Annotated in this window: 16 protein-coding genes; 12 read left to right on the forward strand and 4 right to left on the reverse strand. The window is 72.0% G+C overall.

Annotation, left to right across the window (positions count from 1 at the left end):
* The first annotated feature begins 132 nt into the window (after positions 1 to 132).
* From ACIPAE_RS37105 to ACIPAE_RS37115, 3 genes are all read left to right on the forward strand, one after another.
* A complete protein-coding gene (locus ACIPAE_RS37105; RefSeq protein WP_402451484.1) occupies positions 133 to 456 on the forward strand; it encodes a hypothetical protein in 324 nt (107 codons plus the stop codon).
* Positions 453 to 1106: a hemerythrin domain-containing protein gene (locus tag ACIPAE_RS37110; RefSeq protein WP_329372765.1), complete on the forward strand. Its 654-nt coding sequence runs from the start codon at positions 453 to 455 to the stop codon at positions 1104 to 1106. The genes ACIPAE_RS37105 and ACIPAE_RS37110 overlap by 4 nt, the downstream gene beginning before the upstream one ends.
* 491 nt (positions 1107 to 1597) lie before the next feature.
* Positions 1598 to 1801 carry a hypothetical protein gene (locus ACIPAE_RS37115; protein ID WP_402451486.1) on the forward strand — a complete coding sequence of 68 codons (204 nt, stop codon included), beginning with the start codon at positions 1598 to 1600 and terminating at the stop codon, positions 1799 to 1801.
* On the opposite strand, the gene ACIPAE_RS37120 is transcribed toward ACIPAE_RS37115, so the two are convergent.
* Positions 1798 to 2277: an STAS domain-containing protein gene (locus tag ACIPAE_RS37120; RefSeq protein ID WP_329372769.1), complete on the reverse strand. Its 480-nt coding sequence runs from the start codon at positions 2275 to 2277 to the stop codon at positions 1798 to 1800. The two genes, ACIPAE_RS37115 and ACIPAE_RS37120, sit on opposite strands and share 4 nt — an antisense overlap.
* A 127-nt stretch (positions 2278 to 2404) precedes the next feature.
* On the opposite strand from ACIPAE_RS37120, the gene ACIPAE_RS37125 reads away from it, so the two are divergent.
* Entirely contained in the window at positions 2405 to 2719 is a 315-nt protein-coding gene (locus ACIPAE_RS37125) for a helix-turn-helix domain-containing protein (RefSeq protein ID WP_329372771.1), read from the forward strand.
* 199 nt (positions 2720 to 2918) lie between these two features.
* Here the strand turns inward: ACIPAE_RS37125 and ACIPAE_RS37130 are convergent, their stop codons facing one another.
* The 3 genes from ACIPAE_RS37130 to ACIPAE_RS37140 all read right to left on the reverse strand — a co-directional run bounded on the left by ACIPAE_RS37130 (position 2919) and on the right by ACIPAE_RS37140 (position 7449).
* Entirely contained in the window at positions 2919 to 4028 is a 1110-nt protein-coding gene (locus ACIPAE_RS37130; RefSeq protein WP_402451489.1) for a glutamate--cysteine ligase, read from the reverse strand.
* 433 nt (positions 4029 to 4461) lie between these two features.
* The gene (gene glsA, locus ACIPAE_RS37135) at positions 4462 to 5487 is read right to left on the reverse strand and encodes a glutaminase A (protein ID WP_402451490.1); all 1026 of its coding nucleotides are present in this window, start codon (positions 5485 to 5487) and stop codon (positions 4462 to 4464) included.
* A 96-nt stretch (positions 5488 to 5583) separates the two neighbouring features.
* Entirely contained in the window at positions 5584 to 7449 is a 1866-nt protein-coding gene (locus ACIPAE_RS37140; protein WP_402451492.1) for a PucR family transcriptional regulator, read from the reverse strand.
* Positions 7450 to 7695: 246 nt separating this feature from the next.
* Between ACIPAE_RS37140 and dnaK the strand changes: the two genes are divergently transcribed.
* From dnaK to ACIPAE_RS37180, 8 genes are all read left to right on the forward strand, one after another.
* Positions 7696 to 9609 carry a molecular chaperone DnaK gene (dnaK, locus tag ACIPAE_RS37145; protein WP_402451494.1) on the forward strand — a complete coding sequence of 638 codons (1914 nt, stop codon included), beginning with the start codon at positions 7696 to 7698 and terminating at the stop codon, positions 9607 to 9609.
* A gap of 9 nt (positions 9610 to 9618) precedes the next feature.
* Entirely contained in the window at positions 9619 to 10245 is a 627-nt protein-coding gene (gene grpE, locus ACIPAE_RS37150) for a nucleotide exchange factor GrpE (protein WP_402451497.1), read from the forward strand.
* Positions 10246 to 10252: 7 nt separating this feature from the next.
* Positions 10253 to 11227 carry a J domain-containing protein gene (locus ACIPAE_RS37155; RefSeq protein ID WP_329372784.1) on the forward strand — a complete coding sequence of 325 codons (975 nt, stop codon included), beginning with the start codon at positions 10253 to 10255 and terminating at the stop codon, positions 11225 to 11227.
* Positions 11224 to 11613 (forward strand): chaperone modulator CbpM, encoded by a 390-nt coding sequence (locus ACIPAE_RS37160; RefSeq protein WP_402451499.1) that lies wholly within the window; start codon positions 11224 to 11226, stop codon positions 11611 to 11613. Before ACIPAE_RS37155 ends, ACIPAE_RS37160 begins: the two co-directional genes overlap by 4 nt.
* Entirely contained in the window at positions 11604 to 14228 is a 2625-nt protein-coding gene (gene clpB, locus ACIPAE_RS37165; protein WP_402451503.1) for an ATP-dependent chaperone ClpB, read from the forward strand. Before ACIPAE_RS37160 ends, clpB begins: the two co-directional genes overlap by 10 nt.
* Positions 14229 to 14296: 68 nt before the next feature.
* Entirely contained in the window at positions 14297 to 14749 is a 453-nt protein-coding gene (gene trxA, locus ACIPAE_RS37170; protein WP_329374541.1) for a thioredoxin, read from the forward strand.
* Positions 14749 to 15012 carry a UBP-type zinc finger domain-containing protein gene (locus ACIPAE_RS37175; protein ID WP_402451505.1) on the forward strand — a complete coding sequence of 88 codons (264 nt, stop codon included), beginning with the start codon at positions 14749 to 14751 and terminating at the stop codon, positions 15010 to 15012. The genes trxA and ACIPAE_RS37175 overlap by 1 nt, the downstream gene beginning before the upstream one ends.
* Before the next feature lie 12 nt (positions 15013 to 15024).
* The gene (locus ACIPAE_RS37180) at positions 15025 to 16719 is read left to right on the forward strand and encodes an FAD-dependent oxidoreductase (protein ID WP_402451507.1); all 1695 of its coding nucleotides are present in this window, start codon (positions 15025 to 15027) and stop codon (positions 16717 to 16719) included.
* Positions 16720 to 17190: the final 471 nt, after the last annotated feature.

The raw sequence follows: 17190 nt of genomic DNA on the forward strand, positions 1-17190 counted from the left end.
TCCCCCTCCCCCACACCCACACCCACCCACCCCCCTCCCCCCCCCCCCCCCCCCGCCCCCCCCCCCCCCCCCCCCCACGACGGTCTCGTCAGCGCGGCCGGCCGCCGCGACTACGCGGCCGCCGCCGCCGCGGTGCTGACGCAGGACGGGCACCTCGGAGCGACCTACGAGCTGGGCGGACCGGCGTTCACCCTGACCGAACTCGCCGCCACGATCAGCGAAGTCCTCGGCACTCCCATCGCCTACCAGGACATGCCGGTCGCCGATTACACCGCCGCCCTGACCGCCGCGGGGCTGCCCCCGGAGATGGCTGCCGCCGTCGCCGACGCCGACGCCGGCCTGGCCCGCGGAGAGTTGTTCACCGCCCGCGAGGACCTGGTGAAGCTCATCGGCCGGCCGGCGACCACGGTGCGCGAAGCCGTCCAGAACGCCGCGACCGCCGAGGAGACACGGTGAGCACTTCTTCCGCACCCGGCGTCGACACCCACGAGATGGTGCTGATCCACCGCGTCATCCGGCGCGAGTTCGGTCAGCTCCCGCGACTGCTGCGCTCCGCGGCCCATGACCCTGCGCGATCCAAGGTCGTCGGCGCGCACGCCCGGGAGATGCTGGACTTCCTCCACACGCACCACACCGGCGAGGACGAACTGCTCTTTCCCGTGCTGCGCGAGCGCGCCGCGCTCGACCCGGAGCTGATGGACCGGATGGACGCGCAGCACGCGCAGGTCGACGACGCCGTCACGGCCGTCGGCGCGGAACTGCCGGCGTGGACCGCGAGCGCTGACGCCGCCGCCGGCGAGCGGATGGCGGCCCTCATCGACGCCATGATGCCGACACTGATCGACCACCTGGCCGAGGAGGAGGAGAAGATACTGCCGATCGTCTCGGTCACGCTGACGCAACGCGAATGGGACGCGCTCGGCAAGCACGGCATGAGCGCGATTCCGCTCACACGGCGGCTGGTCATCCTCGGCCACATCACCGAGGAGACCGACGACGCGGAACGGGAGAGGTTCTTGAAGGTCGTGCCGGCCCCGGCCCGCTTGGCCTACAAGCTGATCGGGCACCGCCGGTTCACCCGCGAAACCACCACGATCCGCGGCTGAACCGCTGCGCGAACCGGGGCAGTTGGGCACGGCAGTGCCGGCGGAGAAGTGGCTCGTGCCCGGCCAGGCCGGGCGAGCGCGGCGCCCGCGCACTGGTTGCCGGACGCGATGAGGAGCGTGCAGGCGCGGTCGTGGACGCCATCCGCGCCGCTGACGGCAAGGCCCGCTCCGTGGCAGCCGGCCTCACGGATGCCGGGGGCTGCCCGCGAACGGCATGTCGGCCAGGGGTGACCAGGCGCCGGTGGCCGGGTCGTAGGAGCGGGTGTGGACCGGTGCTGTCGCCGCCGCCGGCGCAGTAGAGCGCCTTGCCGATCGCGCCGCAGCCGAGCCAGGCGGTCGCCCCGGGCTGGTCGGCGACCCCGGCTGAACCGACCCGGCCGGCGGCCACCACTGCCGCCGGCCGCCTCCGACGGCTTGTCCGTCTCCCTGTGCCCGTCGGCCCGCCCACCGGGCCGACGGGTGCGCCGAGACGGAACGCTCTGACTTCACCCATGCACGCACAGCCCGGGCCTCGCCAGACCGCACCGGCGCTTCCCCGCGACAACGACAGGCCGCTCGACCACGTTCGCCACGACGGCGCGTACGCCACGCGCGAGCGGGCCGAACGGGCCGCCCGCACAGTCCTCACGGCCTTGGGCAGCCACGTCGGTGACGACTTGTGCGGCGAACTCGCCACCCACCACAACACGGCCTAAGCGTGCCGCCGTCCTGCGGGCGGTCGCCACCTGGCCGGACGCACGATCCGCAGCGTGGGCCCGGCCTCTTCGGGGCTACCGAACAGCCCGCGGGTGCCGGTGAGTTCCAGTATCCGTGCGACCGTCGGTGCCAGCGCCGAGACGGTCAGCGTGACCTCGCGGTCGATGGCCCGCGACCTGAGCCGCAGCAACATGTTCAGACCTGCGCAGTCGAAGAACCGGACGTCGCCGAGGTCGAGGTCCAGGCCGCCCGGTGAGCGTTCCAGGCAGTGCGCCAGCACGCTGCCGACGCCCGCCGCGGTGGCGAAATCGATCTCGCCGCATACGGCGGCCCGGCAGCGGCCGTTCCGCTCGACGGTCCGGATGGTGAGGCCCGAGCCGATGTCCCTGAAGGTGGCGGTCCTCGACTGCGCCGGGTCGTCTCCGTGAGCGAGCATGTGGTTGCCGGCGGCTGACACGGGTTCTGTGACGGACATGGGACCTACCCCCCTCTGTGGTTGTACCTGGCCATGAGCGTTCCCTTCCGCTCCGCACACGTCAAGGAATACACGAAATATTGTTCATGAATTGAGCGCCAGGAACAACTCGCCGTAGGGTGGGCGGGTGCCCGAACCAGCCGACGCCCGCCCGACCTGGACCTTCCTGACCAACCACGCGCGGGTACTGGCCGCCATCGCCCGTGACCCCGGGGTCCGCGTGCGCGACATCGCGGCACGATGCCTGCTGACCGAGCGTGCGGTGCAGAGGATCATCGCCGACCTGGAAGGCGACGGTTACCTCAGGCACACGCGGGTCGGACGCGCCAACCACTACGAGATCCCCCCGGGCACCAGGCTCCGGCACCCCGCCGACGCCGGGCCCACCGTCGCCGACCTGCTCGCCCTTCTCGCCCTGGAATCCGGCGACCAGGCGGGCTGACCGCCAGCACGCCGCCGCGCGGCTCGGGCGTGACGGGTCGGGCGTGACGGGTCGCGGGCGTTCATCGGCCCTCCTGTCGCCCCGCCCCTGTCGCCCCGTCCCCTCGTCGGGGGCATCCGCTCGATCGTCGTCCGCCTCGCGTATGCCGCGCTCATCCGACCGGGGCCGCGTGAGAGGGGAGGCAGCCCTGGCCGGGGCCTCAGGCGGGCTGTTCCGGGTCGGGCGCTATCAGGTCCACGAGGCCGTCCATGCCGCCCCGCGCGAACGCGGCCCGCTGCCGTGCGGCCCCCGTTCCGTTGCGGATGAGGCGCTGCGCGCCGGCATTCACGCGGCCGGCGTCGCCGAACTCCTTGAGCGCGGGGGCGATGCGTTCCAGCAGCGAACCGACCACTTCGGCCGCGGACGAGGGGGTGGCGGTGCGCGGATCGACCAGGTCGGCGCTCAGGCCGCGGCGGGCGGCATGCCACCCGGCGGCTTGCAGCACGCTGGCCGGTGGGTCCAGCGGGCGGGCTCCTCGGCGGCCCTCGCGCAACGCCGTCGCCACCAGCCCCCGTGCCATACCCGCGATCGTGACCGCACTCTCGACGTCGAGCTGGACATCGGGAGCCCGAACCTCGAGCGTCGGGTATTCGTCGGACAGCCGCGCGTGCCAGTAGAGCTGGTGCCGGTCGGCGACCACGCCGGTGGCCAGCAGGGCCGCCACCCGCTCCTCGTAGTGGGCGGCGCCGGAGAAGAAGGGCGGCGGCCCGCTGACCGGCCAGCGCCCGAACACCACGGTGCGCCAGCTGGCGAACCCGGTGTCCCGCCCCTCCCAGAAGGGGGAGTTGGCGCCCAGCGCCACCAGCACCGGCAGCCAGGGGCGCAGCCGGCCGAGCGCGGCGGCTCCGGCTTCGCGGTCGGGTACGGCTACGTGGATGTGCATGCCGCAGATCAACTGCTCGTCGACCAGTCGCGCCACGTCCGCCCGTATCTCCCGGTAACGCCGCGTGGCTGTCACGGGTACCGCCGGTCCGTCCGCCACGGGCGCGGCCCCGGTGGAGGCGAGCCGGCAGCCGGCATGGCGTGCCGCGGCTGCGACGGTCCGCCGGTACCGGACGAGATGCGAGGCGGCCTCGTCGAGTTCGGAGCACACCGGGGTGGCGATCTCGACCTGCGCCTGCAGCAGCTCGCTGTCGACCTCTTCGCGCCGCAGGCCGGGCTCCCGCTCGGCCGCCGCCTGCACCTCGCCCACGCGCGGGGTCGGCAGTCCGGTCTCCCGGTCGAGCAGCAGGAACTCTTCTTCCACGCCGAGGGTCGGGCCTGTCGTCATGTGGAGCGCCTACCCCTGATCGGTGCCGGCACGACGGGACCGGGGGACTTCGGCGCTCGGACCGCAACCCCGGCCGCGCGCCTCCGGCCTGGTCGGCGGTCCCGCGGGGAACAGGAGCAGGAACAGGAGCAGGATCAGGATCAGGAGGATCGGCGGAAGGATCGGGGACCAGGCCGCCCGTGACCGCGACGCCACCACGACCGGCGGGAAGGTCCCCCAGACCGTCGCGGCGGCCGACGCCTTACCTCGTCACCGCCACCTCGCCGGCGTTCACCGGCTCCGCCTCGGCCGCCACACGGACAGGGGCGCGGCTCGGTACAGCGGGTCGCTTCCGAACGGTTCCGAGCACCGGCTGCTCGGGCTGTGCCCGGGGGCGCGTCCTCGGCGGTGTGGGAACCGGAGATCACGGCCACTCCCGTCGAGGGCGTGGCGCCTACCGCGGATCTTGCGGGGCGGATGCGAAGAGGTTGAGGCCCAGCGCGCCGGACAGGTAGTGGGTCGCCCGTTGGCCTCGGACGCTGTTGCCGGCCGGGTCCAGACCGGGGGAGAACACGGCCAGCCCGCCCTTGCCGGGAGCGATGGTCAGGATGCCGCCGGATACCCCGCTCTTGCCCGGCATGCCGATCTCGTAGAGCCAGTCGCCGCTGCGCTCGTACAGGCCGGAGGCGGCCAGCGCGGCCAGAGTGTCGCGGCATACCGCGGCGTCGACGACCTGATCCCCGGTGAGGGGATTGACCCCGCCGGCGGCGAGGGTGGCTCCCATGACGGCCAGGTCGCGGGTGGTCACCGAGAGGGAGCACTGCATGGTGTAGACGTCCGTGGTCTCGATCGGATTCCAGCCGAGGCGGTGGTAGCTGTCGAGCAGCCGGGCGATCGACTCGTTGCGCTGGTTGGAGGCAGCCTCCGACTCGTACACCCGCGTGTCCAGGTCGAGTTCACGGCCGGCGAAGCGGGACAGTCCGTGGTGGACGAAGTCCCAGCGCTCGGCGGCGTCCGCGCCGGGGACCAGGCTCGTGGTGGCCAGTGCGCCGGCGTTGACCATCGGATTCATCGGGCTGCCGTGATTGAGCTCGATGGCCAGGACGGAGTTGAACGGCAGGCCGGTGTTGTTGACCCCCACCCGCCGCCGGACCGGCTCGCGCCCGAGGGCCTGGTCCACCAGGGCGAACACGAACGCCTTCGAGATGGACTGGAGGGAGAACGGATGGCCGGCGTCACCGGCGTGGCGAACGCTTCCGTGCCCGTCGGCGACGCTGAGTCCGAACAGGCTCGGATCGGCCTCGGCCAATGCGGGAATGTAGTCCGCCACGCGTCCCGAGGCGTCGTCCCGAAACCGTGCGTAGGCCGCGGACAGCGCGTCATCCACGGCTTCCGCACTGGGCAGGGTGCCGGTGGAGACAGCCGCCGCCGCACGGCCCGGCCCGGCCGAGTCGCCAGGATCGTGGATCACGCCGCCCATGGACCATGGCCTCCTCTCACGATTCACCCGCAAGCCTGCCGGGCAACTCCTCAGTCGTTCCGGGCCCTGGCTACGTACGAGCGCGGGCGTATCCGTTCAGCGGGGTGCGTCGAGCACGTTGCGGATGCGGGTGGCGACGTGCAGGTTGAGGCGGGTCTCGACGTCACTGAGGTCGTGCCCGGTGATCTCGCGGATGCGCTGGAGGCGGTAGCGGACCGTGCTGCGGTGGATGAGCAGCGTCTCCGAGGTCGTGTCGTAGCTGCCGCCGCTCTCCAGATAGCGCGAGAGCGTCGTCACCAGCTCGGTGTGGTGGTGGGAGTCGTAGTCCAGCAGCTGTCCCAGCCATTCGCGGACGAAGCGGTCGGCCTCCCGTTCGCCTTCGCCGGTGCCCATCATGCGGCACAGGCCCAGGTCCTCGAAGCTGGTGCTTCCGTTCGGGTCCTGGGAACGGCGGCGGACGGTGAGGGCACGGACGGCCTCGTCGTAGGAGTGCGGCAGTTCGGTGAAGGCGTCGCAGCGGCCGCCGACCCCGATCGAGCCGGCTCCGGCGCCGAGTTCGTCCGCGACGGCCCGGTACAACTCACCTTCCGGATCACGCCGGTCCTCGCCGGCCACGAGGACGACCGTGGTCGGGCCACGGGAGCCGACGAGTACGTCCAGGCGCAGCCGCCCGGCCGCCCGCGCCACCGCATCGCCGAGCGCGGCCCTCTCGGCCGTCCCGGGCCACTCCAGTACCGCGACCCTGTACGGCCGGTGCAGGTCGTGGCCGAGGACGGCCGCCTGGGCGAAGTCGTCGTCGGTCGTCTCTCCCGCGATCAGCCGGTCGACCAGGTCGTGGCCGAGGCGGGGCTTCAGCTCGACCAGTCTGCGTTCGTGGGAGAGCAGGGGGGCCAGCACCAGGGCGGCCTGTTCGAGCGCTGAGGTGTCCGTTTCCGTGGCCCGCTGGTCCGGATCGACGAGTGCTGCCACGCCGAGCAGATCTCCGGCCATCTCGATGGGGACGATCAGCCGGTCCCGGTCGCGGACGGCGCCGGGGTGGTGGCGCGCGTCACGGATCAGGGCGTCCCGGTCCCGGTGTCCCGAGCGGGGGCGCGGTCCGCTCGTGCCCTCTCGGCAGGGTTCCCCGCCGGGCCCCGCCCAGGCCCGCGGGTTGCCGAAGCGGTCCTCGGTGAGGGCCGCGAATCCCGTGTGAGCGTGCAGTTCCCGCAGGATTCCGGTCTCGCCGCACCCGGAGGCGGCGGCGCGGGAGAGCGCTTCCTGGACGGCGAGCCGCGCGGCCAGGACGGAGACGGTCGCGTCGAGTCCTGGGGTGGGTGAGCCGCCCTCGGTCCCCGGTGGGTTCTCGGTGTCCGGCAGGTCCCCGATCCCCGGCACCCCCTCCGACCCGACGCGGGCCGGATCTGCCCGGTGCCCGGTGAGGCGCGCGAGGGCGATCCCGGTCTGCTGTGCGAGCAGGTCGGTCAGGGCGGTCTCCTCGGCCGAGGGCGTGGTCAGGGATCGGACGACGAGATAGCCGAGGCAGTCGTCCCGGTATCGCAGAGCGATGGCTCGTGCCCACGGCCCGCCCGGCTCGTGCAGGTGCCGGCTGCGGCCGTCCAGAGCGTCGATCCGCCGGTCGAGCCGGTCGGCGGCCACCACGTCGGCGACAGTCGCCTCAGCCGGGGCCCCGCCGGCGGGGCCCACCGCCGGTTTCCGCGCCGCCGCACCCCCCGGCCGGGCGGCGCCGGGAGGAGCGAGCCGGCGCGGTGGGCAGCGCCGCGCCAGACCGTCGTGCACGGTGTAGGCCGCTTCGGCGGTGAAGGGGCCGGTGGCGGCGATCGCCGCCATGGCCCCCCACAGCACCTCGCGCTCGTCCTCGCCGTCGAGCATGACCGTTACCAGCCGTAGCAGTGCGTGCCGGGCGGTTCCCGGCTGCGGGCTGGGGTGGCGGGGTTCGGCGGTCGGAAAGGGAACAGCGTCCATCGCAGGTCCATTCGCGGCTCGACAGCGACTTCCCACCTGCCACGCTACGCCGCTCGACACGGGGTCTCACCTGCGGACCGTGCCGCGTCCCCGTCCTCGCGGACCGGAACGTCAGCCCGGATTGGTCCTGCCGGGGCGAGGAAGAGCGCCGCGTACCGCGCGAGGCTGCGACGTGGTGCGGTGTGCCCCGGCTCCGTCCGCCTGGCAGCCCGCCGACCGGTCCGCGTCGCGACGGAGGAGATTCTTATGGCGAAGGCAGTAGGCATCGATCTCGGCACCACCAACTCGGTCATCGCGGTCTGGGAGGGCGGTGAGCCCGCTGTCGTCCCGAACGCGGAGGGGGCCAGGACGACCCCGTCGGTGGTCGCCTTCTCCGATGACGGCCAGCGGTTGGTCGGACAGCTCGCGCGCCGGCAGTCGATCCTCAACCCCAAGGGCACCATCACCTCCGCGAAGCGGTTCATCGGACGTCGCTACGACGAGATCTCCGACGAGGCCAAGGCGGTCTCCTTCGACGTGGTCGAGGGGCCCGGCGGGGTGGCCCGCTTCGAGGTGGGCGGAAAGCTGTACGCGCCGGAGGAGATCAGCGCGCAGGTGCTGCGCAAGCTCGCCGACGACGCCGGGAAGTCGCTCGGCGAGAAGGTGACCGAGGCGGTCATCACCGTACCGGCGTACTTCAACGACGCCCAGCGCCAGGCCACCAAGGACGCCGGGAAGATCGCCGGCCTCGAAGTCCTGCGGATCATCAACGAACCGACAGCCGCGGCGCTGGCCTACGGGCTGGACAAGAAGGGCCATGAGACGGTCATGGTCTTCGACCTCGGCGGCGGCACGTTCGACGTCAGCCTGCTGGACGTCGGCGACGGCGTGGTGGAGGTCCGCGCCACGGCGGGCGACTCCCACCTGGGCGGCGACGACTTCGACCGCCGGCTGGTGGACCACCTGGCGGACGGCTTCCAGAAGGCCGAGGGCATCGACCTGCGCAAGGACCCGCAGGCGCTGCAGCGCCTCTTCGAGGCGGCCGAGAAGGCGAAGACCGAGCTGAGTTCGGTCAGCCAGACCCAGGTGAGCCTCCCGTTCATCACGGCGGACGCCTCCGGGCCCAAGCACCTCACCGAGACGGTCCGCCGCTCCACCTTCGAGCAGATCACCTCGGACCTGGTGGAGCGCTGCCTGGAACCGGTCAGGACGGCGATGAGCGACGCCAAGGTCACCGACAACGACATCGACGAGGTCATTCTCGTCGGCGGCTCGACCCGTATTCCGGCCGTGCAGAACCTGGTCCGCCGGATGACCGGCGGCAAGGACCCGAACATGAGCGTCAACCCCGACGAGGTGGTGGCGCTGGGCGCCGCCATCCAGGCCGGCGTGCTCAAGGGCGAGGTCAAGGACGTCCTGCTGCTGGACGTCACCCCGCTGTCGCTGGGCGTCGAGACGGCCGGCGGCGTGATGACCAAGATCATCGAGCGGAACACCACCGTCCCTGCCCGCCGGTCGGAGACCTTCTCCACGGCTGAGGACAACCAGCCGGCCGTGGACATCGTGGTGCTCCAGGGCGAGCGCGAACTGGCCGCTGACAACAGGGTGCTGGGCCGCTTCCGGCTGGAGAACCTGCGGCCGGCTCCGCGCGGGGAGACCCAGATCGAGGTCACCTTCGACATCGACGCCAACGGCATCCTCAGGGTCAGCGCCAAGGACCGGGACACCGGCGCCGAGCAGTCGATCACCATCAGCGAAGGCTCCAACCTCGACCCGTCCGAGGTCGAGCGGATGATCAACGAGGCCGAGACCAACCGCAGCTCCGACCTGGCCCTGCGCGAGGCCATCGACGCCCGCAACGAGCTCGACGCCGCCGCGTACCAGGTGGAGCGCCGGCTGGACGACCTCGGCGACGCCGCACCGGAGCACGAGCGCGCCCGCGCCCGACTGCTCGTCGACGAGGCACGCACCGCCGTCAAGGAGGAGGCGCCGGCGGAACGGTCCCGGAGCCTGACCTCCGAACTCCAGCAGATCCACGCGGCGCTGGCCGCCCACGCCGCTGGACCGGGCGGGGCCGGGGGTGACGCCCAACCCGGCGCAGAGCCCGACCAGGGTCCCGAAGGCGGCTCCTCGTCGAGAGGCGACGACGAGGTCATCGACGCCGATTTCGACAAGAGCTGAGGCGGCGACATGTCGGATCAGGAACAGACGCGCCCCGCCGAGGACCGCTCCCCGCCCGAGTCCGAGCGGACGCCGGCCGAGTCCGAGCAGACGCCGGCCGACGGGTCCGGCGAGCCCGGCGGCGACCCGCGCGCACCCGCACCGCAGACGCCCCCGCGGGTCCCCGAAGCCGGGGAGCAGGAGGCGGCACCCGCACACCGCGGCCCCGAGGTGGAGGAACTGGAGGACCGGTGGCGGCGAGCCCTCGCCGACCTCGACAACCTCCGCAAGCGCCACGCCCGTGAGCTTCCCCGGGAACGGGAGGCCGAGCGGGCCAAGGTGGCCTCGGCGTTCCTCCCGGTCGTCGACAATCTCGAACTGGCCCTCGCCCACGCGGGCGACGGCGACCCCGGCGCGATCGTCAGCGGAGTCCGGGCGGTACGCGACCAGGCCGTCGAGGTGCTGCGAAGCCTCGGCTACCCCCGCCACGAGGAGACCGGCGTCCCCTTCCACCCCGAGCAGCACGAGGTGGTGTCCGTGGTGGACACCCCTGACGCACCTGCGGGCACCGTCATCCAGGTGCTGCGGCCCGGCTACGGCGAAGCCGGTCACCAGCTGCGGCCGGCCGCGGTGGTTGTCAGCCGCAAGCAGGAGTGAGGCCGCCATGGCAGAGGACTACTACGAGGTGCTGGGCGTTCCCCGCACCGCCGACGGCGCCGAGATCCAGCAGGCGTTCCGTACCCTGGCCCGCCGCTACCACCCGGACGTCAACCGCGATCCGGCCGCGGAGGAGCGCTTCAAGCAGATCAACGAGGCGTACGGCGTGCTGTCCGACCCCGACACCCGGTCCCGCTACGACCGCTTCGGCCCCGACTTCCGGCAGATTCCGGAGGACTACGACGAGCGTGTCGCGGCCGGCCAGGGCTTCGGCGGCGGAGCCGGCGCGTACCGCGGCAGTCCCTTCGGCGGCACCCGAGGCGCCGACCGGGCAGGCGGCCGGACCTGGACGGAGACCGGTTTCGACGCCTCCGGCGTGGACTTCGAAGATCTCTTCGGAGGCATGTTCGGCGGCCGGGCGGGCGCCGGGCGGGGCAGCCCGATGCCCGGCGCTGACCAGGAGGCCGAACTCACGCTCAGCGTGGAGGAGGCGTACCGCGGCGGCCGGCGGAAGATCACCCTCGGCGGGCCCGGCGGGGAGCGCAGCTACGACGTCACCATTCCGGCCGGCGTCGTCGACGGGCAGCGCATCCGGCTCGCGGGAGAGGGTGGCCGGGGCCGCGGTCCGGGTTCCGCCGGGGACCTCTACCTGGTGGTCCGCATCGCCCCCCATCCGCGCTACCGGCTTGTTGGGCGCGACATCCATGTCGATCTGCCGGTCACCGCCTGGGAGGCCGCGCTGGGGGCCACGGTGCCGCTCTCCGCTCCGGGCGGGACGGTCAAGGTGCATGTGCCGCCCGGTACCTCCACCGGCCGCCGGCTGCGGCTGCGCGGCGAGGGGATGCCGCACCCCAAGGGTTCCCCCGGGCACCTCTACGCCGAGATCCAGGTGATGGTGCCGCCCTCGCCCAGCCCGCGCGAGCGTGAGCTGTTCGAGGAACTGGCCGCCGTCTCCTCCTTCGACCCGAGGAAGCAGACATGAGAGCCGAACACCGTTCTCCCGCCCAAGGAGCCGGACAGCCCGTCACCAGGGCTGCTTATCCGTTGGTGCGCGTCTACCGGACCAGTCCGAGCCCCTACCAGCTCCCCATGGCCGGAGTGGTCAGCAGGAGTGGACTGCCGCCCGAACTCGTCAGCCGTTTCGTCGCCCTCGGACTGGTGGACGCCGAGCGTGACGCACGGGGCCGGCTGTGGTTCCGGCCGAGCGCGCCGTCGGCCATCGCCCGGGTGCTGCGGCTGAGGGACGGACTGTGCCTCAACTACGCGGCCATCGGCGTGGTCCTGGACCTGCTCGACCGTATCGAACGCCTGGAAACCGCACTGCGGCACAGCGAGCGAGCCGCCAAGGAGCCCACGACATGGACATGAACCGCCTCACCCAGAAGTCCCAGGAAGCGCTTCAGGAAGCGCAGAGCGTCGCGGTGCGGATGGGCCAGACCGAGGTCGACGGGGAGCACCTGCTGCTGGCCCTGCTCGATCAGCAGGATGGCCTGACCACCCGTCTGCTGGCCGACGCCGGCGCCGATCCGGCCGCCCTGCGGGCCGCAGTCGAGGCCGATCTCGCCAAGCGCCCGCGCACGACCGGTCCGGGTGCCGCCCCCGGGCAGGTGGTGGTGACCCAGCGGTTGGCCCGGCTGCTGGACAGCGCGGAGCAGGAGGCCAAGCGGCTCAAGGACGAGTACGTCTCCACCGAGCACCTGGTGCTGGCGCTGGTGGACGAGGGTTCGACCACCGCGGCCGGCCGGCGGCTCGGCGAACAGGGCGTCACCAAGGACTCCTTCCTCGCCGCCCTCACCACGGTGCGCGGGAATCAGCGGGTCACCTCCGCCAATCCTGAGGAAGCCTACGAGGCCCTGGAGAAGTACGGGCGCGACCTCGTCGTCGAGGCCCGCACCGGCCGCCTCGACCCGGTGATCGGCCGGGACGCCGAGATCCGCCGGGTGATCCAGATCCTCAGCCGCAAGAGCAAGAACAACCCGGTCCTGATCGGCGAACCGGGCGTCGGCAAGACCGCCATCGTCGAGGGCCTGGCCCAGCGGATCGTGCGCGGCGACGTGCCCGAAGGGCTGCGGGACAAGACGGTGTTCTCGCTCGACATGGGGTCGCTGGTGGCCGGGGCGAAGTACCGCGGCGAGTTCGAGGAGCGCCTCAAGGCCGTTCTGTCGGAGGTCAAGGGCGCCGAGGGCCGAATCCTGCTGTTCGTGGACGAGTTGCACACCGTCGTCGGGGCCGGCGCCGCCGAGGGCGCGATGGACGCGGGCAACATGCTCAAGCCGATGCTGGCCCGCGGCGAGCTGCACATGATCGGGGCCACCACGCTGGACGAGTACCGCAAGCACATCGAGTCCGACGCCGCCCTGGAGCGCCGCTTCCAGACCGTCCAGGTGGACGAGCCGACCGTCGAGGACGCCATCTCCATCCTGCGCGGCATCCGGGAGCGACTGGAGATCTTCCACGGCGTCAAGATCCAGGACAACGCCCTGGTCGCCGCGGCCACCCTCAGCCACCGCTACATCAGCGACCGCTTCCTCCCGGACAAGGCCATCGACCTGGTCGACGAGGCCTGCGCGCGGCTGCGGACCGAGATCGACTCCATGCCCGCCGAACTCGACGAACTCACCCGCCGGGCAACCCGCCTGGAGATCGAGGAGGCCGCGCTGGACCAGGAGACCGACCCCGCAAGCCGCGCCCGCCTGGAGGACCTGCGGCGTGAACTGGCGGACCTGCGCGGTGAGGTGGACGCCAAGCATGCCCAGTGGGAGGCCGAGCGCCAGGCCATCCGCAAGGTCCAGGAACTGCGCCAGGACCTGGAACGCGCCCGGCAGGAGGCCGAGCACGCCGAACGCGCCTACGACCTCAACCGTGCCGCCCAACTTCGCTACGGAACGGTCGCCGAACTCGAGCGGCGCCTGGCGTCCGAGGAGGAGCACCTCGCCGACAAGCAGGGCGAGAGCCGGCTGCTGCGCGAGGTGGTGACCGCCGAGGAGATCGCCGAGATCGTCTCCGCGTGGACCGGCATCCCCGTCACCCGCCTTCAGGAGGGCGAACGGCAGAAGCTGCTCAAGCTGGACGAGATCCTGCGCGAGCGGGTCGTGGGCCAGGACGAGGCCGTCCAGCTCGTCGCCGACGCGGTGATCCGGGCCCGCTCCGGGGTACGCGACCCGCGCCGGCCGATCGGCTCGTTCATCTTCCTCGGCCCGACCGGCGTCGGGAAGACCGAACTGGCCAAGACGCTGGCCGCAGCGCTGTTCGACAGCGAGAGCAACATGATCCCCCTCGACATGAGCGAGTACCAGGAACGCCACACCGTCAGCCGACTGGTCGGCGCGCCCCCCGGATACGTGGGCTACGAGGAGGGCGGCCAGCTCACCGAGGCGGTACGCCGCAAGCCGTACTCCGTCATCCTGTTCGACGAGATCGAGAAGGCGCACGCCGACGTCTTCAACACGCTGCTGCAAGTGCTGGACGACGGCCGGATCACCGATGCCCAGGGCCGGACCGTCGACTTCCGCAACACCGTGATCATCATGACCTCCAACCTCGGGTCGCAGTACCTGCTCCAGGACGCCACTCAGGCGGGCGAGATCAAGCCCGAGGCGCGGGCGCTGGTGATGACCGAACTCAACGGCCATTTCCGCCCCGAGTTCCTCAACCGCGTCGACGACATCGTCCTCTTCCACCCGCTCGGCATCGCGCAGATCGAGCGCATCGTCGATCTGCTCCTCGACGAGCTGCGCGACCGCCTCTCCGAGCAGCGCATCACGCTCCTCCTCACCGAGCCGGCCCGCCACCTGATCGCCGCCGAGGGCTACGACCCGGTCTACGGAGCCAGGCCGCTGCGCCGCTTCATCTCGCACGAGGTCGAGACCAGGATCGGCCGCGCGCTGCTCAGCGGCGAGGCACGCGAAGGCGTGACCGTCCTGGTCGACGCCGCGGGCGGCGAACTGACCGTCACCCTCCAGGACGAGCCGCAGGAGCCGTGATGAGTACTTCTCCGGAAGGCCGAGCCGACCGCAGCGGCCGTACCGACGGTGCCGGGAGTTCGGCGCGGATGGTCGCCTGCGCCAACTGCGGCCGGACCAACCGCGTACCCGCCGCGGCGGAGGGCAGCCCGCGCTGCGGAAACTGCCGGGCCCCGCTTCCGTGGATCGCCGAAGCGGGCGACGCCGACTTCGGGGAGGTCGCCGAGCAGGCGAGCCTGCCGGTGCTGGTCGACCTCTGGGCCACCTGGTGCGGCCCCTGCCGCATGGTGAGCCCGGCCCTCGAACGGGTCGCCACGGACCTGGCCGGGCGGATCAAACTCGTCAAGGTCGACATCGACAAGTCCCCAGCTTTGGCGCGGCGGTTCGAGGTCCAAGCCGTACCCACCCTGCTGATCCTCGACAGGGGCAGGCAAGTCGCCCGCCAGACCGGCGCCGCGCCCGCGAACGCGCTGCGCCAGTGGGTGGACGAGGCGCTGTCGACGTCCCATGGACCAGCCGATCCCGCCTCCCGGAGGCCGTGATGACCAACTCTCCCGACCCGCACCTGTCCATGGTCCGGCCCGTCGCGCCCAGAACCCCGCAGGGCTGCGAGGACTGCCTGCGCACGGGGACGCAGTGGGTGCACCTGCGCCTCTGCCTGACCTGTGGCCACGTCGGCTGCTGCGACTCCTCGCCGATGCGGCACGCCCGCGCTCACGCGGCGGCCGACGGGCACCCGATCGTCCAGTCGTTCGAACCCGGCGAGGACTGGCGGTGGTGTTTCGTGCACGAAGCGATGGTCTGAGGGGAGCGAACCGTGCCGACCCCGACCCCGACCCCGACCCCGACCCCGACGGCCGACGTCCATGGTGCCTACCCGCGGCTGACGGACGACCAGATCGCGACCCTGAGTTCCTGCGGACAGAAACGGCAGGTCCGCGAGGGGGAACAGCTCTTCCGGGCCGGCGAACGCGGTGACGAGTTCTTCGTCGTCCTCAGCGGCACGGTGGCCGTGGTCGAAGGCCGCGACGACCAGGAGCACGTCGTCCAGTTGCACGGTCCGCGCAGCTTCCTCGGCGAACTGGGCGTACTGGAGGGCCAGACCGCCTTCGTCAGCGCGGTGGTGAACAGGCCCGGAGAGGTACTGGCTGTGGGTTCGGCCGCCCTGCGCGACCTGCTCAGCCGCGAACCCGCGCTCGGCGACGTCATCCTGCGGGCCTACCTTCTGCGCCGTAGGATGCTGGCCGGCGCGGGCACGGGCTTCCGCATCATCGGCTCCGCCTTTTCCGCCGACACCCGGCGGCTGCTGGAGTTCGCCGCCCGCAACCGCCTCCCGCACCGCTGGGCCGATCTGGAGAAGGACACCGAGGCCGAGGCGCTGCTCACCCGTCTCGGGATCGCTCCCGAGGAGACCCCGATCGTCGTCTGGAACGACTACCGGGTGCTGCGCAATCCCTCCAACGTCGAACTCGCCCAGGTCATCGGGCTGCGGACCGAGACCGCCGCGAAGGCCGTCTGCGACCTGGTGGTGGTCGGCGCGGGACCCGGGGGCCTTGCCGCCGCGGTGTACGGCGCCTCCGAGGGACTCTCCACTGTCGTCCTGGACGGTGTGGCGACCGGCGGCCAGGCCGGGACCTCCTCCCGGATCGAGAACTACCTCGGTTTCCCCGCCGGGATCTCCGGCATGGAACTCGCCGAACGCGCCGTCGTACAGGCCAAGCGGTTCGGCGCCCGGATCGACGTCCCCGCCGAGGCCACCGGCCTCGAACAGCGCGACGGGACCAACGTGGTGCGACTCGCCGACGGCGGCACGGCCACCGCCACCAACGTCGTGGTGGCCACCGGCGCCCGCTACCGGCGGCTGACCGCCCCCGGCGTCGAGCGGTTCGAAGGACTCGGGGTCCACTACGCCGCCACCGTCTGGGAAGCACGGAACTGTCGCCTTGACCCGGTCGCCGTCGTGGGCGGCGGCAACTCCGCCGGCCAAGCAGCCCTGTTCCTGGCTCGCGAGTCGCCCGCCGTCCATCTTCTGGTCCGCGGTGGGGACCTGGAGCACAGTATGTCCCGCTACCTGATCGACAGGATCGAGCGGCACCCCCGGATCGACGTCCGGCTGCATACCGAAGTCCGGGAGGTCACCGGCGAGGACCGGGTCGAATCCCTCGTCGTCGAGAACAACCGCACCCGCGAGCAGCAGGTGCTGGCAGCCCGCGCCCTGTTCGTCTTCATCGGCGCGCGCCCCGCCACCTCCTGGCTCGCCGACGCCGTCACCCTGGACCGGCGGGGCTTCATTCCGACCGGGCAGGACGTGGTCCAGGTGACAGCGGACCTCTGGAGTCGCCTCGCCCGCACCCCGCTCGCCCTGGAGACCGGTCTGCCGGGAGTCTTCGCCGTCGGCGACGTCCGCAGCGGCTCGGTCAAGCGGGTGGCCTCCGCGGTCGGTGAGGGCGCCATGGCTGTGCGCCTGGCGCACGAGCACCTCGGGGAGGTGGGAACGCCCGCCATCCGATGACCTCGGCGCCGAGCACGTCTGCGGGCTGCCGCCGTGCCGCCGTGCCGCCGTGCTGCCGGGCGCTCCGGTCGTGGTCGAGGGCGACTACCTCTGCGATCGACACGTGAAAATCTATGTTCGCCGGAGTAGACATTGGGGGGCGGTGTGGCTATGGTTTCTCACGTAGCCGAGATCGAGCAGGGCCTGGCAGAGACGAACTGCCGGGCAGCAGTACTCGCAGTTGCAGGACGGTGCGGTGGTGGAGTTCCGGCGCTGGATTGCCAGATGGCGTCGGGGCTGACGACCGCACCGGGTGGCCCGCGGTGATCAGGGGCCGCCGGGAGAAGTACCGCAGTTCGGTAGGTGCAGTTCGCCGTACCAAGAGGTTTTCGGTCAGCAGAGGGAAGAACGGAGGGGCCAGGCGCCATCAGGATCGCCCGGGCGGAAATTGAGGGCCCGGGTACCGCAGGACATCGATAGTGAGGTGGTCTC

Source organism: Streptomyces sp. NPDC087270 (genome assembly GCF_044744625.1).
Classification (GTDB): domain Bacteria; phylum Actinomycetota; class Actinomycetes; order Streptomycetales; family Streptomycetaceae; genus Actinacidiphila.

Excerpts from the sequence above, each read along its gene's own strand:
- ACIPAE_RS37115 (WP_402451486.1), top strand. The coding sequence starts at position 1,598 with ATGCACGCACAGCCCGGGCCTCGCCAGACCGCACCGGCGCTTCCCCGC.
- ACIPAE_RS37120 (WP_329372769.1), bottom strand. The coding sequence starts at position 2,277 with ATGTCCGTCACAGAACCCGTGTCAGCCGCCGGCAACCACATGCTCGCT.
- ACIPAE_RS37130 (WP_402451489.1), bottom strand. The coding sequence starts at position 4,028 with ATGACGACAGGCCCGACCCTCGGCGTGGAAGAAGAGTTCCTGCTGCTC.
- glsA (WP_402451490.1), bottom strand. The coding sequence starts at position 5,487 with ATGGGCGGCGTGATCCACGATCCTGGCGACTCGGCCGGGCCGGGCCGT.
- ACIPAE_RS37140 (WP_402451492.1), bottom strand. The coding sequence starts at position 7,449 with ATGGACGCTGTTCCCTTTCCGACCGCCGAACCCCGCCACCCCAGCCCG.
- dnaK (WP_402451494.1), top strand. The coding sequence starts at position 7,696 with ATGGCGAAGGCAGTAGGCATCGATCTCGGCACCACCAACTCGGTCATC.
- grpE (WP_402451497.1), top strand. The coding sequence starts at position 9,619 with ATGTCGGATCAGGAACAGACGCGCCCCGCCGAGGACCGCTCCCCGCCC.
- ACIPAE_RS37155 (WP_329372784.1), top strand. The coding sequence starts at position 10,253 with ATGGCAGAGGACTACTACGAGGTGCTGGGCGTTCCCCGCACCGCCGAC.
- ACIPAE_RS37160 (WP_402451499.1), top strand. The coding sequence starts at position 11,224 with ATGAGAGCCGAACACCGTTCTCCCGCCCAAGGAGCCGGACAGCCCGTC.
- clpB (WP_402451503.1), top strand. The coding sequence starts at position 11,604 with ATGGACATGAACCGCCTCACCCAGAAGTCCCAGGAAGCGCTTCAGGAA.
- trxA (WP_329374541.1), top strand. The coding sequence starts at position 14,297 with ATGGTCGCCTGCGCCAACTGCGGCCGGACCAACCGCGTACCCGCCGCG.
- ACIPAE_RS37175 (WP_402451505.1), top strand. The coding sequence starts at position 14,749 with ATGACCAACTCTCCCGACCCGCACCTGTCCATGGTCCGGCCCGTCGCG.